Origin of the sequence: Enterobacter sp. IF2SW-B1, assembly GCF_001743375.1 — a bacterium.
In the GTDB taxonomy this organism is placed as follows: domain Bacteria; phylum Pseudomonadota; class Gammaproteobacteria; order Enterobacterales; family Enterobacteriaceae; genus Enterobacter; species Enterobacter bugandensis.
Genome location: NZ_MJAA01000002.1, coordinates 358299 through 372983 on the forward strand (window position 1 = coordinate 358299; position 14685 = coordinate 372983).

Annotated in this window: 18 protein-coding genes; 3 read left to right on the plus strand and 15 right to left on the minus strand. The window is 56.9% G+C overall.

Going from position 1 to position 14685, the window contains the following annotated elements; translation table 11 throughout:
* Positions 1-49 precede the first annotated feature (49 nt).
* The 6 genes from A6013_RS06090 to A6013_RS06115 form a co-directional block, all read right to left on the minus strand.
* Positions 50-388 carry an endonuclease domain-containing protein gene (locus A6013_RS06090; protein WP_028014373.1) on the minus strand — a complete coding sequence of 113 codons (339 nt, stop codon included), beginning with the start codon at positions 386-388 and terminating at the stop codon, positions 50-52.
* A gap of 63 nt (positions 389-451) precedes the next feature.
* Positions 452-1594 carry a radical SAM family heme chaperone HemW gene (gene hemW, locus A6013_RS06095; RefSeq protein ID WP_069732719.1) on the minus strand — a complete coding sequence of 381 codons (1143 nt, stop codon included), beginning with the start codon at positions 1592-1594 and terminating at the stop codon, positions 452-454.
* On the minus strand, positions 1587-2180 hold the full coding sequence (locus tag A6013_RS06100) for an XTP/dITP diphosphatase (RefSeq protein WP_010435473.1): 594 nt from the start codon (positions 2178-2180) through the stop codon (positions 1587-1589). The genes hemW and A6013_RS06100 overlap by 8 nt, the downstream gene beginning before the upstream one ends.
* Positions 2181-2183: 3 nt before the next feature.
* Positions 2184-2480, minus strand: a complete 297-nt coding sequence (gene yggU / locus A6013_RS06105) for a DUF167 family protein YggU (protein ID WP_014885193.1) — start codon at positions 2478-2480, stop codon at positions 2184-2186.
* Positions 2477-3043, minus strand: a complete 567-nt coding sequence (locus A6013_RS06110) for a YggT family protein (protein ID WP_045260768.1) — start codon at positions 3041-3043, stop codon at positions 2477-2479. Before A6013_RS06110 ends, yggU begins: the two co-directional genes overlap by 4 nt.
* A gap of 21 nt (positions 3044-3064) precedes the next feature.
* On the minus strand, positions 3065-3766 hold the full coding sequence (locus A6013_RS06115) for a YggS family pyridoxal phosphate-dependent enzyme (protein WP_028014370.1): 702 nt from the start codon (positions 3764-3766) through the stop codon (positions 3065-3067).
* A gap of 17 nt (positions 3767-3783) precedes the next feature.
* Between A6013_RS06115 and A6013_RS06120 the strand changes: the two genes are divergently transcribed.
* Positions 3784-4764 carry a type IV pilus twitching motility protein PilT gene (locus A6013_RS06120; RefSeq protein WP_069732720.1) on the plus strand — a complete coding sequence of 327 codons (981 nt, stop codon included), beginning with the start codon at positions 3784-3786 and terminating at the stop codon, positions 4762-4764.
* Between the two features lie 10 nt (positions 4765-4774).
* On the opposite strand, the gene ruvX is transcribed toward A6013_RS06120, so the two are convergent.
* The 9 genes from ruvX to A6013_RS27515 all read right to left on the minus strand — a co-directional run bounded on the left by ruvX (position 4775) and on the right by A6013_RS27515 (position 12319).
* Positions 4775-5191, minus strand: a complete 417-nt coding sequence (gene ruvX / locus A6013_RS06125) for a Holliday junction resolvase RuvX (protein ID WP_021242076.1) — start codon at positions 5189-5191, stop codon at positions 4775-4777.
* A complete protein-coding gene (locus tag A6013_RS06130; RefSeq protein WP_028014368.1) occupies positions 5191-5751 on the minus strand; it encodes a YqgE/AlgH family protein in 561 nt (186 codons plus the stop codon). The genes ruvX and A6013_RS06130 overlap by 1 nt, the downstream gene beginning before the upstream one ends.
* A 74-nt stretch (positions 5752-5825) precedes the next feature.
* The gene (gene gshB, locus A6013_RS06135; RefSeq protein WP_069732721.1) at positions 5826-6773 is read right to left on the minus strand and encodes a glutathione synthase; all 948 of its coding nucleotides are present in this window, start codon (positions 6771-6773) and stop codon (positions 5826-5828) included.
* Between the two features lie 19 nt (positions 6774-6792).
* Positions 6793-7524 carry a 16S rRNA (uracil(1498)-N(3))-methyltransferase gene (gene rsmE / locus A6013_RS06140; RefSeq protein ID WP_069732722.1) on the minus strand — a complete coding sequence of 244 codons (732 nt, stop codon included), beginning with the start codon at positions 7522-7524 and terminating at the stop codon, positions 6793-6795.
* Between the two features lie 51 nt (positions 7525-7575).
* On the minus strand, positions 7576-8283 hold the full coding sequence (endA, locus tag A6013_RS06145) for a deoxyribonuclease I (RefSeq protein WP_069732723.1): 708 nt from the start codon (positions 8281-8283) through the stop codon (positions 7576-7578).
* A 94-nt stretch (positions 8284-8377) separates the two neighbouring features.
* A complete protein-coding gene (locus A6013_RS06150; protein WP_028014364.1) occupies positions 8378-8875 on the minus strand; it encodes a SprT family zinc-dependent metalloprotease in 498 nt (165 codons plus the stop codon).
* Between the two features lie 58 nt (positions 8876-8933).
* Positions 8934-10331 carry a galactose/proton symporter gene (gene galP, locus A6013_RS06155; protein WP_045629996.1) on the minus strand — a complete coding sequence of 466 codons (1398 nt, stop codon included), beginning with the start codon at positions 10329-10331 and terminating at the stop codon, positions 8934-8936.
* A gap of 359 nt (positions 10332-10690) precedes the next feature.
* Positions 10691-11845 carry a methionine adenosyltransferase gene (metK, locus tag A6013_RS06160; protein ID WP_041908329.1) on the minus strand — a complete coding sequence of 385 codons (1155 nt, stop codon included), beginning with the start codon at positions 11843-11845 and terminating at the stop codon, positions 10691-10693.
* A gap of 186 nt (positions 11846-12031) precedes the next feature.
* A complete protein-coding gene (locus A6013_RS27515; protein WP_041908330.1) occupies positions 12032-12319 on the minus strand; it encodes a hypothetical protein in 288 nt (95 codons plus the stop codon).
* Between the two features lie 189 nt (positions 12320-12508).
* On the opposite strand from A6013_RS27515, the gene yqgB reads away from it, so the two are divergent.
* Positions 12509-12640: an acid stress response protein YqgB gene (gene yqgB / locus A6013_RS25060; protein WP_127312443.1), complete on the plus strand. Its 132-nt coding sequence runs from the start codon at positions 12509-12511 to the stop codon at positions 12638-12640.
* An 8-nt stretch (positions 12641-12648) separates the two neighbouring features.
* On the plus strand, positions 12649-14625 hold the full coding sequence (speA, locus tag A6013_RS06170; RefSeq protein ID WP_028014361.1) for a biosynthetic arginine decarboxylase: 1977 nt from the start codon (positions 12649-12651) through the stop codon (positions 14623-14625).
* The last annotated feature ends 60 nt before the right edge of the window (positions 14626-14685 follow it).

A 14685-nucleotide genomic window follows, 5' to 3' on the forward strand; every position in this document is an offset into this window, starting at 1 on the left:
TCTCCCCAGGGGAGAGGGTGTAATTGTTCCCTCTCCCTGTGGGAGAGGGTTAGGGTGAGGGCATCAGGCAGCGCAGTCGTTGCCTGATAGCCATTAACACCTCCTCCTCGTTTGTCCTGAATTCGTTATTCCAGAACCGTAGTATTTCCCAGCCGTTCGCATTCAAAAATTCAGTACGACGTGAATCATAGGTTTCGTTATTCTGATGTTGGCCACCGTCCAGCTCGATAATCAGCTTTGCCTTAAAACAGGCAAAATCCACGATATATGCACCAATCGGCATCTGGCGGCGAAACTTATAGCCAAAGAAGCGGCGTCCCCTGAGTAAATACCAGAGGCGTAACTCTTCGGGCGTCATTTGTTTACGGAGTTGTTTTGATTTTTCCATCCCCATACTCTGCCAGCCTTTCCCTTAGCCGGCAGAACGGGATGCGAAATCCTGAATCAGCCTTCAGGAATCTTCGGCGAGGAACAGCTCAAGAAGGGAGTTTAAGAACAGCTTGCCGTGCTCGGTGATCTGCCAGCATTCCTCACTCTCGGTGAGATACCCTTTTGCCAGCGCTTCGTCAATCTGCGGACGAATCACCGATTCCGCCAGGCCGGTGTACAGCGAAAACTCCGCGCGCGGCGCGGCTTCCAGCAGGCGGAATCGGTTCATAAAGAACTCAAACGGCTTATCCGCCGCCTCAACGTCGTGCTGACGCTCCAGGTAGCGGCCTTCCATATACCCGCGCGGGTGGCGGGTTTTGGCGGTGCGAAGGATGCGACCATCCGGGAAGGTCACCTTGCCGTGGGCGCCGCAGCCAATCCCCAGATAATCACCAAAACGCCAGTAGTTCAGGTTGTGCTGACACTGGAAGCCCGGCTTCGCGTAGGCGGACGTTTCATACTGCTGATACCCGGCAGCGGTCAAAAGCGTGTGGCCCTGCTCGAAGATATCCCACAGCGCGTCGTCATCCGGCAGCACCGGCGGGCGGGAGCCGAAAAGCGTGTTTGGCTCGATGGTGAGCTGATACCACGACAGGTGCGGCGGGTTCAGCGCAATGGCCTGGCGCAGATCGTCCAGCGCCTCTTCCAGCGACTGATCCGGCAGGCCATGCATCAAATCGAGGTTAAAGCTGCGCAGCCCAAGCCCCGTTGCCAGGTTCGCCGCGCGCTTCGCCTCTTCCGGGCCGTGAATGCGACCCAGACGCTTCAGCTTCGGCTCGCTAAAGCTCTGCACGCCGATGGAGATGCGGTTCACGCCCGCGCGCTGATACTCGACAAAACGGTCGGCCTCAACGGTGCCAGGGTTGGCTTCCATCGTAATTTCCGCATCCGCCGCCAGGTTCAGGCGCGCACGCACGCCGTCCAGCAGCGTCTGCATTGCCGGGCCTGACAGCAGGCTCGGCGTACCGCCACCAATGAAAATGGTCTTAACTTCACGTCCCTGTGCGTACGGCACATCGGCGTCCAGGTCGGCCAGCAGATGCGCGACGTAGTCATCGTGCGGCACTTCGCCCTTCAGCGCGTGCGAATTGAAATCGCAGTACGGGCATTTCTGCACGCACCACGGGATATGAATATAAAGACTCAGAGGCGGCAAATTAGCCATTACGCAGTGCTTCCAGTAACAGTTTCAGCGCGCGTCCACGGTGGGAGATCGCACTTTTCTCTTCGCGGGTCAGTTCCGCAGCGGTTTTGCCCTCGGTCGGGACAAAGAAAATCGGGTCGTAGCCAAAGCCGCCGTTGCCCGCCGCTTCACGGGTAATCACGCCCGGCCAGCTGCCGTGACAGACAATCGGCGTCGGGTCTTCCGCATGACGCATGTAGACCAGCACGCAGTGGAACTGCGCGGTACGCTGTTCGTCGGGAACGTCCTTCAGGGCCACGAGCAGCTTTTCCAGATTCTGCTGGTCGGTGGCGTCCACCCCGGAATAGCGCGCGGAGTAAATTCCCGGCGCACCGCCGAGAAAATCCACGGCCAGACCGGAGTCGTCGGCAATCGCGGGCAGGCCGGTTACCTGCGCCGCATGGCGCGCTTTCAGAATGGCGTTTTCGATAAACGTCAGGCCCGTCTCTTCGGCGGACTCCACGCCCAGCTCGGTCTGAGCCACCACGTCCAGCCCAAAATCATTTAATAGCGAGGCCAGCTCGCGCACTTTACCGGCGTTACCGGTCGCGAGAACAACTTTCTGCATGGTTTAGTCCTGTTCTGTCAGAGCCGCGACTTCCGTCGGGATAGATTGCGGATTAAGGATTTTTACCTGTTTATGCCGCCCAAGTTCACCTTTTTCAATGATGACCTGGCTTTTGGCGACGCGAAACTGTTTTGCCAGATATTTGGTCAGATGCGCATTCGCCTGGCCATCGACCGGTGGGGCGGTGATGGCGACCTTTAGCTCGTCGCCATGCAGCCCAACAATACTGTCACGGCTGGCTTTCGGCTGAATATACAGCCGTAAAACCAGCCCGTCGGCGCAGGTGCTTACTGCACTCATAGCGCCATCCACAGCCCCGGCAGCAGCATATCGCCCGTAGACTGGAGCAGTTCGGCGATCCCCATGTTGATCACATAGAGCAGCAGCACCAGGATCATCGGGGAGAAGTCGATGCCGCCCATGGACGGAAGCAGGTTACGGATCGGACGCAGCAGCGGCTCGGCCAGCTGAATCAAGGCGTACTCTACCGGGCTACGTCCCTGGCTTACCCAGCTCATGATCGCCATCACCAGCAGTACCCAGAAGATCAGCAAACCGACGGTTTTGATCAGAATCAGGACGGCGGCAATCCAGATAATCGGCTGGAAGGTGATGACCATAAACAGCACGATGGCTTTGAGCACGCTCAGAATAAACGCCACCAGCAGCGAAGCGCTGTCGATGGGGCCCATGGCCGGGATAATACGGCGCAGCGGTCCGACAACAGGTTGCGTGATTTTCACGACAAACTGGGAGAACGGATTGTAAAAGTCACAGCGGGCCCACTGCATCCAGACGCGCAGCAAAAGCGCCATCGTGTACAGCTCAATGACCGTTGAGAGCAGGAAAGTCAACGTCTTCATGGCGTTCCTCAGGTTTCCTTATTATTTGGTGTAGTCGCGCGCACCGAAAATGGCTGTGCCGATGCGCACCATAGTGCTGCCTGCCGCGATGGCGGCTTCCATATCATCCGACATGCCCAGTGAAAGCGTGTCTACCGTTTCATAGCGCGCTTTAAGCGCCTCAAATGCTACAGCCATTTGCTGTGCCACGGCAAACTGCCTTTCATAACTTGACTCAGGTGCCGGAATGGCCATCAGCCCGCGCAGGGTTAAGCGCGGCAGGGCGGCCACCTCTGCGGCCAGCGCATCCAGCTCGCTCAGCGCAATGCCGGACTTGCTGTTTTCATCACTGATATTGATTTGAATCAGCACGTTAAGCGCAGGCATCTCCGCCGGGCGCTGGTCGCTCAGACGGGAAGCAATACGCAGACGGTCGATGGTATGGCACCAGTCAAAGTGCTCTGCCACCAGACGGCTTTTGTTCGACTGCAGCGGACCAATAAAGTGCCATTGCAGATCGGACGTCTCCTGCTCCTGGAAGTAGCGAATTTTATCCACACCTTCCTGCACGTAGTTTTCGCCAAACGCCCGGTGACCTGCAGCAATCGCTTCTGCGATGGCGCTCGCAGGCTTGGTTTTGCTGACTGCAAGTAGCGTAATTTCTTCTGAAGCACGGCCGCAACGCGTTGCAGCGGCTGAGATTTTGTCCCGGACCTGTGCCAGGTTATGCGCAATGTCGTTCATTTTCCGAGGAGTAGTCTATGGATGTGGAAGAAATTGTGGCCCTTAGTGTAAAGCATAACGTCTCCGATCTACACCTGTGCAGTGATTCACCACCGCGCTGGCGCAGATTGGGCCGCCTTGAGCCGGCCCCGTTTCCGCCGCCGGATGTCGGGGCGTTGCTAAAGGCGTGGCTCAACGACGAACAGCAGGGCGCATGGTGGGCAAACGGGCAGGTCGATTTTGCCGTGACGGTCGCAGGAGACCAGCGTCTGCGCGGCAGTGCGTTTAAGCAGATGAAGGGCATCTCCGTTACCCTGCGGCTGTTGCCGCGTTCCTGTCCGCAGCTCCCTTCGCTTGGGGTGCCGCACGCTATTCCCGAACTGTTGTCCAGCGAAAACGGGTTGATTCTGGTAACGGGAGCGACCGGCAGCGGTAAATCCACCACGCTGGCCGCAATGGTCGACTTCCTCAACCGCCATACTGACGGCCATATCCTCACGCTTGAAGATCCGGTGGAGTTTATGTACCAGAGTGAACGTTGCCTGATTCAGCAGCGGGAGATAGGCCAGCACAGCCCGTCATTTGCAGAGGCGCTGCGCAGTGCGTTACGCGAGGACCCGGACGTTATTTTGCTGGGGGAGCTGCGCGACAGCGAAACGATCCGCCTGGCGCTGACGGCGGCGGAGACCGGGCATCTGGTGCTGGCGACGTTGCACACGCGCGGGGCAGCACAGGCGATTGAACGGCTGGTCGATACGTTCCCGGCGCAGGAGAAAGATCCGGTGCGTAACCAGCTGGCTGGCAGCCTGCGGGCAGTGCTGGCACAAAAGCTGCTTCCCGATCTTCAGGGCGGGCGCGTCGCGCTGTACGAGCTGCTGGTAAATACCGCGGCGGCGGCGAATCTGATTCGTGAGGGGAAGACGTGGCAGCTGCCCGGCATCATTCAAACCGGCCAGCAGGCGGGAATGCAGAACTTTGACCAGAGCCTGGCGGAGAGACGGGCACAGGGGCGGCTGTAGGCCCCTGCGTTTAAAAGCCCTGTTCGAAGTAGCTTTCGAGGATGATAACGGCTGAAGCGGAGTCTACGCTGCCTTTGTTGAGCGCCCGGAAGCCACCGTGTTCAAACAGGCCTGCACGCGCTTCGACGGTGCTGAGACGCTCGTCGTGAAGCTTCACGGAGACGCCAAAGCGGCCATGGATTTTATTGGCGAATTTACGCGCGCGGGCGGTAAGCGGTTGCTCGGTGCCGTCCATGTTCAGCGGCAGGCCGACAATCACGTCGTCCGGCTGCCACTCTTTGAGCAGGCGCTCAATAAGGTTCCAGTCCGGCGTGCCGTCGTTAGCTTTCAGCGCCGTGAGCGGGCGGGCGGTGCCGGTGATCCGTTGACCCACGGCGACGCCGATGCTTTTGGTGCCGAAGTCGAAGGCGAGAAGGGTGCCGCTCATTATGCGTGCCCCGCTACGCCAGGCATGGTCAGAATATCAATGCCAATCAGCTTTGCCGCGTCACGCCAGCGATCGGCAATAGGGGTTTTAAACAGAATATTCATGTCCGCAGGTGCGGTAAGCCAGGCGTTATCGAGGATCTCTTGCTCAAGCTGGCCTTTCTCCCACGACGAATAGCCCAGCGCCACCAGCACTTCGGAAGGCTGCTCAGCGGTGCCCAGCGTTTCAAGCACGTCGCGCGAGGTGGTGATCACGGTGTTATCGGAGATGCGAATGCTGGAAGAGAATACCGGCGGGGTATGCAGGATAAAGCCGCGATCTTCGGCAAGAGGTCCACCCAGCATCACCGGTTTATCAAGCCGGATTTCCGGCAGGCGCGCTTCAGCCGAGATTTTCAGCTTGTCCAGAATCCCTTCAACCTGCAGGTTTTCCAGCGGTTTGTTGATGATAATACCCATCGCGCCGTCTTCATTGTATTCACAAATATAAACCACGGCGCGGCGAAAAATCGGATCCTGGAGAGCAGGCATGGCAATAAGAAAGTGATGCTGTAAATTCATTGTCAGAGGTACTGTTTCCTGGTTTAAAAAGCGACAGCGCCCAGTATGGGGATAAACCCAGGCGCTGTCACAGTTTATTTCTGTAAACGTTTTTCGATAGCGTCCATCAGCATTCCGGTGATCGAGATCGGGAACTTCGCTTCGATTTCGCGAATGCAGGTTGGGCTGGTGACGTTAACTTCAGTCAGGCGATCGCCGATGATATCCAGGCCAACGAAGATCAGGCCTTTGGCTTTCAGCGTTGGGCCAACGCGGCGGGCAATTTCCCAGTCGCTTTCGGTTAGCGGGCGCGGCTCGCCGCGGCCACCTGCCGCCAGGTTACCGCGGGTTTCGCCACCCTGTGGGATACGCGCCAGGCAGTAAGGCACCGGCTCACCGTCCACGACCAGCACGCGCTTATCGCCATCTTTGATCGCTGGAATATAGTTTTGCGCCATGCAGTAACGCGTGCCCAGCTCGGTCAGCGTTTCGGCAATCACGCCAATGTTCGGGTCGCCGTTCTTCACGCGGAAAATAGACGCGCCGCCCATGCCGTCCAGCGGCTTCATGATGATGTCGCCGTGCTTCTGCCAGAATTCTTTCAGCTGCGCTTTGCTGCGGGTGACCAGCGTTTCCGGCGTCAGGTCAGAGAACCAGGCGGTGTAAAGCTTCTCGTTGCAGTCGCGCAGGCTCTGCGGCTTGTTGACGATCAGCGTCCCTTTCTCTTCGGCACGCTCAAGGATGTAGGTGCTATAGATGTATTCGGTGTCAAACGGCGGATCTTTACGCATCAGGATAACGTTGAGGTCGGCCAGGGCAATGTCCTGCTCGGTGCCGAATTCGTACCATTTGTCGTAGTTCTGCTCGACGTTAACGATGCGGGTGCGTGCGCGGGCTTCACCGTTGATCAGATAAAGATCGTTCATCTCCATATAGTGGAGCTCATAGCCACGACGCTGCGCTTCCAGCAGCATGGCGAAGCTGGAGTCTTTCTTGATGTTAATGTTTGCGATGGGATCCATCACGATGCCGAGCTTTATCATGTTCTTCTCCGTTAATACTTCAACCCAGATCGCCAAACCGTACCTGTAGCGCGGTTATGGCCGTGAGTGCCGTTGTCTCAGTGCGCAGAACGCGAGGTCCCAACAGAATATCAGTAAACTGGTAGCGCGCCGTCATCGCAATTTCGTCCGCCGACAGGCCGCCTTCGGGGCCAATCAGCAGGCGTACGCGCTCAACGGGCAGCGGCAGCGTATTGATGCTGGCGCTGGCGCGCGGATGAAGATTGAGCTTCAGCCCGCTATCCTCTTCTGCACACCAGTCCTCCAGATCCATCGTCGGGCGGATCTCCGGAATACGGTTGCGGCCGCTCTGTTCGCAGGCCGCAATGGCGATTTTCTGCCACTGCTGGATCTTTTTGTTCAGACGTTCCGCATCCAGTTTAACGCCACAGCGCTCGGAAAAAAGTGGCGTAATGAGGCTTACACCCAGCTCAATGGATTTTTGAATGGTGAATTCCATCTTTTCTCCGCGCGACATCACCTGCCCAAGGTGGATGTGCAGCGGCGATTCACGGTCGTCCACTTCGCCGCGCAAGACATTCACATGCACGCTTTTTTTATCCGCCCGCGTGATTTCCGCGTCGAAAACCTGATTAGAGCCGTCGAACAGCTGTATTGCCTGGCCAGCCCCCATGCGCAGCACGCGGCCAACGTGGTTGGCGGCGTCGTCAGACAGGGCGATTTCGCGGCCTGCGGTAATCAGTTCAGGGTGGTAAATGCGGGGAATGCGCATAGTCAAAAATTCCATATGTCATGCGGTATAAGCGAATTGCCGTAGTGTAGGTTAGCTCTTTTGCGCCTGGCAAGCCCGCTGGACGTACGGGTTATGATTCCCCTGGACTCTGGCAATGCGTTCGTCGCGCTGGCACTCCCACTCCGTCACCGGGTACTGCTTGTCCCAGGCGTTGAATAACTGCGTCTGCTGGCGGGAGAGGTTGAGGTCGTAACGGTCGCGCATATAGAAATAGGTGCGGGCGATGCTGCCGCGCGCGCGGGCAGGGGGCTCGGCGACTTTCTCTTTGAAATCTACCTTCATACCGCACTGGCCGTACTGGCCTTCGCCACCGTTCCACTGGCTGTACATGAAATTGCCGCGGTCGCCGTTCACTTCACCAACCGCAGGCTGCAGGTTATGCATGTCGCTTTCCATCTGGCGATAAACCGGATCTTTGGCGCAGTTTTTACGTCCGCCGTCCTGCCAGCACTGGCGCTGGTGGCCAAACTGCCAGGCCGGAACGACGTGTTCCCATTCAATTCGGCTGGCGCGGTTTTCGTTTTTACGCACCTTGTAGCCGCATGACGCAAGATCAACGACCCCTTTTTTACCCTGCCAGTTAATTTTACAGCCGCAGTAGAAATCGCCCGGCACATCGGCGTTCACCTTCACGCCTGCCGCTTTGGCCTGGGAAAAACTGTTGATACCGTCGGCCAGCGCAGGGCCTGAGAGCGCCGTCGCCAAAAAGGCGACCGCGAGAGAAACATTACGGGACATCTTACACTCCGTGTCAAAACGAGCCCGCAACGTAACGAATGTTGTTCCTGTATGCAATCAGTCAGATCAGGAAAGTTCCTGAAAGTTCAGATGATTACTCTGCAATCAGCGGTTCGCCGCATTTGACGCAGCGGTAGGTCGCCTCGCCGCGCACCACGCGGTTATGGCGGCGGACGGTAAGCTGGTGCTGCTGGCACTGGCAGCGATAGGGGAAGGTATTGCGGCGTACCGATTCCAGCTCGAACTGATGGGTACGGCGCGCCGGAACGCCGAGCACCGCCTCCATCATCCATTTCCACTCTTTTCCATGCGGCGCGACGCGGCCAAAATGCTTCCATACCAGAAGGTGCGCCAGCTCGTGCGGCACCACTTCTTCAATAAACGCCTGCTGGTTTTCCATCATCAGCACCGGGTTCAGGCGGATCTCGTACGATTCCAGCCAGGCGGTGCCGGCTGCGGTGCCGCGCTGCTGATAGACCAGCTTCGGTTCAGGGTAATTGCGGCCGAGCTTCAGGTTCGCCTGGGCGAGTTTTTCCCGCAGGCTGCGCATAACGGCTTGCTGAATGGCGATGGGGAGACGGGGAGCTTTCATAGGGGCAGAGCATAAAGCGGGAAGCGGGGAGGCGCAAGAGGCGCCTCCCGCAAGAGGATTAGTCGTGGGCGCCGATTTCGCGCAGCGGACGACCTTTCATCAGGTTACGTTCAATATGTTCCAGAGAAACATGTTTGGTTTCTGGAACCAGCCAGATGGTCAGCACAATAAAGAAGATATTCAGACCGGCGTAGACCCAGAAGGTGTTGGCATTGCCCAGGGTGTTGAGCATGGTCAGGAACGTTGCGCCGACGATCATGTTGGCAATCCAGTTGGTTGCGGTAGAGCAGGTGATACCAAAATCACGCCCTTTCAGCGGCTGGATTTCAGAGCACAGTACCCAAATCAGCGGACCGGCGCTCATCGCAAACCCGACGATAAACATCAGCAGCATACCCACCGCGAAGTACTGGGCGGTTGGGGAGTGGATGCCCACATGCATCATCGTACCGAGAACGCCCATACCCGTCGCCATCACCAGGAAGCCCAGGGTCAGGGTTGGCTTACGACCCCAGCGGTCCACCAGGCCGATTGCGATAAAGGTCGCCAGCACGTTGGTCAGGCCCACAATAACGGTGCCCCACATCTGCTCTGTGGTGTTGGTGTAGCCCGCCAGTTCAAAGATTTTTGGCGCGTAGTACATGATGACGTTCATCCCGGTGAACTGCTGCATCACCTGCAGCAGCACGCCGAGGAACACCGCCCGACGGAAGTTGCTGTTCTCTTTAAACAGAGCCCAGCCGGACTGTTTTACCTTCAGGCTTTCGCGGATCTCTTCCAGCTCGTTTTTCGCTTCCGCACTGGTATCGCGCAGGCGGAGCAGCACGCGTTCGGCATCAACGAAGCGACGTTTGGCGGCAAACCAGCGCGGGCTGTCCGGCAGGAAGAAGACGCCAATCAGCAGCAGAATAGCCGGGATGATGATCACGCCGAGCATCCAGCGCCATGCGCCGCTGTAGCTGAACGCGGTATCGGACAGGTAAGCGCCGAGAATACCGATGGTGATCATCAGCTGGTACATGGAAATCATACTGCCGCGGATTTTCTCCGGCGCTATTTCGGAGAGGTAGAGCGGGGCGGTGTAAGACGCCACGCCCACCGCAAGGCCCAGCAGCACGCGGGAAAGAATAAGCACTTCAACGTTAGGGGCGGCAGCGGAGAAGAGCGAACCGGCGACGAAGAGGATCGCACCGATCATTAGGCTCTTTTTGCGTCCGAGCTTGAAGGAGAGCCAGCCGCTGCCGACGGCCCCAACGGCCGCACCGAACATCATGGAGCTAACCACCCATTCCTGGGTATGCGCGTTAATCTGGAATTCGTCTGCGATGAAGGGAAGAGCGCCGGCAATGACGCCGATATCTAGGCCAAAGAGTAATCCTGCCAGGGCGGCGAGGAAGCAGACGAAGAAAGTCATCGCCTTGTTGGACGTACGCCCCTGTTTTTTATTGTCAGGCATTATGCCCTCCAGTTGGGTTATCAGTTTTATTGATGATAAGGGTAGGTGAGCGACCCATAAAAATATGTGAAATTAATCACAATGGTGTAATCGGTTACACTAACGTGCAACCGTAAAAATTATTAAAGCTTTGAAAATATAGAGGTAAACGAGGTGATGCGCATCGCGTTTGTTTGAATTTCAGACTTAACTGAAAGGAAATGTAACAGCAGAAGAAAGGCGATCATGCAAAGAGATTATTCTGAAAGCGGAGTGGTGCCGGTGCGGTGTAATCGCTTTCAGTTGTGCGGCTTTAGCCGCCACCCGACATAAAAAAAGCCAGCACAAAGGCTGGCCTGTTTAATACTCTCGGCTGTCGATTACTTCAGACCGGCAGCTTCACGCAGCAGAGCGGCTTTGTCGGTTTTTTCCCATGGGAAATGTTCACGACCAAAGTGACCGTATGCAGCGGTTTCCTGGTAGATTGGGTGCAGCAGATCCAGCATCTGAATCAGGCCGTATGGACGCAGGTCGAAGAACTCACGCACCAGCAGGGTCAGCTGTTCTGAAGGCACTTTCTCCGTACCGAAGGTTTCCACCATGATGGAGGTTGGCTCAGCCACGCCGATAGCGTAGGAAACCTGAATTTCACAGCGGTCGGCCAGGCCGGCAGCAACGATGTTTTTCGCCACATAACGTGCAGCATACGCGGCAGAACGGTCTACTTTAGACGGATCTTTACCGGAGAACGCGCCGCCACCGTGACGCGCCATGCCGCCGTAGGTATCAACGATGATTTTACGACCGGTCAGGCCGCAGTCGCCCATTGGGCCGCCGATAACAAAGCGTCCGGTTGGGTTGATGAAGAATTTGGTTGCTGAGCTCAGCCATTCGGTCGGCAGTACCGGCTTGATGATCTCTTCCATCACTGCTTCCTGCAGGGATTTCTGATCGATCTCTTCGGCATGCTGGGTAGACAGCACCACAGCGTCAATACCGACGATTTTGCCGTCGTCGTACTGGAAGGTGACCTGGCTTTTCGCATCCGGGCGCAGCCACGGCAGGGTGCCGTTTTTACGCACTTCAGCCTGACGCTGCACCAGACGGTGTGCGTAGGTCACAGGCGCTGGCATCAGCACGTCGGTTTCGTTGGTTGCATAACCGAACATCAGGCCCTGGTCGCCCGCGCCCTGTTCCAGCGGATCGGCACGGTCAACGCCCTGGTTGATGTCCGGAGACTGTTTGCCAATCGCGCTCAGCACCGCGCAGGAGTTGGCATCAAAGCCCATATCAGAATGCACATAGCCGATCTCACGCACCGTGTTACGGGTGATCTCTTCGATATCAACCCATGCGCTGGTGGTGATCTCACCGCCAACCAGAACCATGCCGGTTTTGACATAGGTTTCACACGCTACGCGCGCTTTAGGATCCTGCGCCAGGATCGCATCCAGCACCGCATCGGAGATTTGGTCAGCAATTTTATCAGGATGTCCTTCTGATACGGACTCGGACGTAAACAGGTGTTTTGCCATGTTTTATTTCACCTAAGAGGAATTTGGTTAGCTCAAGCTGCTGTGTGGAATAGCCAAAGGAGATAATTCTACCAAGGCCTGCAGGTTTTTGACACTGGCAGTATGAGTGTTAATCAGTATAGATGGATTAACATCTGGATGGCTATTTTAGGTCACTTCTTCGCCCGATTTCCAGTTTTTTTTGATTCATCTCTCACTGCGTTGAAATGGCTGCTGGAAATTTTTCCTGACGCTGCTGGCAACACGCGTATTTTTGTTTTGCTTTTTAGCCCCCTTCTCGGTATAAAACGCGGCGCGCGGCTCATATAAAATCAGCGCTCGATGAATACATCGTGTCGCCACTTCCAGCCGGGTTGAGCAGTGAACTTTTAGCTTTGGCTTGGGGTCCGTTTCATCAGAGGCGGCCGTGGAGGTGATACGAGATAATGAACCATCGTTTTCCGCTAATTCAGCGCTGCCGTTCTGGCGCGCCATTGATTCCCGCAACCCGCATTTCTAGTCTGCAAACCTGCCGATGTTATACCCATCTCGGCGCTTCTCAGGATTCAAGGGCCGGTTACGCTCTGTGAAAACTGAACAAGGGCGCTCTTGTTAATACAAGAGTTTTCTCGTGGTTTCGCCGAACCTTGTCATACAGAGTTCGGATACGTGTTTTACAATGATATGAATAAGAAACCGGTCGCACGGTCTGGATTTCAGCATACTCTGCTGGGAAACGGAGCCGTTTATGGGTTGTTATCGCCGTATAACGCTGCGATAGTAGTCAACTGTTTTACACTTAATACAAAGAGTTGAGGTTCGCTATGTCTGACGACATGTCTTCTTTTTCGCCTTCGTCAGCGGGCGAACAGGGTGTACTACGTTCTATGCAGGAGGTTGCGATGAGCTCCCAGGAAGCCAGCAAGATGCTGCGCACTTACAATATTGCCTGGTGGGGCAATAACTACTACGACGTCAACGAACTGGGCCACATCAGCGTCTGCCCGGACCCGGACGTCCCTGAAGCGCGCGTGGATCTCGCTAAGCTGGTGAAAGCCCGTGAAGCGCAGGGCCAGCGTTTGCCTGCACTGTTCTGCTTCCCGCAGATCCTGCAACATCGCCTGCGTTCCATTAACGCCGCGTTCAAGCGCGCGCGTGAATCCTACGGCTATAACGGCGACTACTTCCTGGTTTACCCGATCAAGGTGAACCAGCACCGCCGCGTAATCGAATCCCTGATCCACTCCGGCGAACCGCTGGGACTGGAAGCAGGCTCCAAAGCGGAGCTGATGGCGGTTCTGGCGCACGCGGGCATGACCCGGTCGGTGATCGTCTGTAACGGCTATAAAGACCGCGAATACATTCGTCTGGCGCTGATTGGCGAGAAGATGGGCCACAAGGTCTATCTGGTTATCGAGAAGATGACCGAAATTGCCATCGTGCTGGAAGAGGCCGAGCGTCTGAACGTGATCCCACGCCTCGGCGTGCGTGCGCGTCTGGCGTCGCAGGGGTCCGGTAAATGGCAGTCCTCCGGCGGTGAAAAATCCAAGTTCGGCCTCGCGGCAAACCAGGTATTGCAACTGGTGGAGATCCTGCGCGAGCGCGGTCGTCTGGACAGCATTCAGCTGCTGCACTTCCACCTCGGCTCGCAGATGGCCAATATTCGCGACATCGCCACCGGCGTGCGTGAATCCGCGCGTTTCTACGTTGAGCTGCACAAGCTTGGCGTGAATATTCAGTGCTTCGACGTGGGCGGCGGCCTGGGCGTGGACTACGAAGGGACCCGCTCGCAGTCCGACTGCTCGGTGAACTACGGCCTGAACGAATACGCCAACAACATCATCTGGGCGATTGGCGATGCCTGTGAAGAGCACGGCCTGCCGCACCCGACGGTGATTACCGAATCTGGCCGCGCGGTTACCGCGCACCATACGGTGCTGGTGTCTAATATCATTGGCGTTGAGCGCAGCGAAATCACCGAAGCGACGCCTCCGCAAGATGATGCCCCACGTTCCCTGCAAAGCATGTGGGAAACCTGGCAGGAGATGCACGAGCCGGGCACGCGCCGTTCCCTGCGCGAATGGCTGCATGACAGCCAGATGGACCTGCACGATATCCACGTCGGCTACTCGTCAGGCACCTTCAGCCTGCAGGAGCGCGCGTGGGCCGAGCAGCTCTATCTGAACATGTGCCATGAAGTGCAGAAACAGCTCGACCCGAGCAACCGCGCGCATCGTCCGATTATCGACGAGTTGCAGGAGCGTATGGCGGACAAAATGTACGTCAACTTCTCCCTGTTCCAGTCGATGCCGGATGCCTGGGGTATCGACCAGCTGTTCCCGGTTCTGCCGCTGGAAGGGCTGAACCACGCCCCGGAACGTCGCGCGGTGCTGCTGGACATCACCTGTGACTCTGACGGCGCGATTGACCATTACGTTGACGGTGACGGTATCGCAACGACGATGCCAATGCCGGAGTACGATCCGGAGAACCCGCCAATGCTGGGCTTCTTTATGGTGGGTGCGTATCAGGAGATCCTCGGCAACATGCACAACCTGTTCGGCGATACCGAAGCGGTTGACGTGTTTGTCTTCCCTGACGGCAGCGTCGAGGTTGAGCTGTCCGATGAAGGGGACACCGTGGCGGATATGCTGGAATACGTGCAGCTGGATCCGAAAAAACTGCTCACCCAGTTCCGCGACCAGGTGAAAAACACCGGTCTGGACGACGCGCTGCAGCAGCAGTTCCTGGAAGAGTTTGAAGCGGGTCTGTACGGGTACACCTACCTGGAAGACGAGTAGTAAAACCTCCCTCTCCCGGTGGGAGAGGGTTGGGGTGAGGGCATCAGACCGCACAATGCC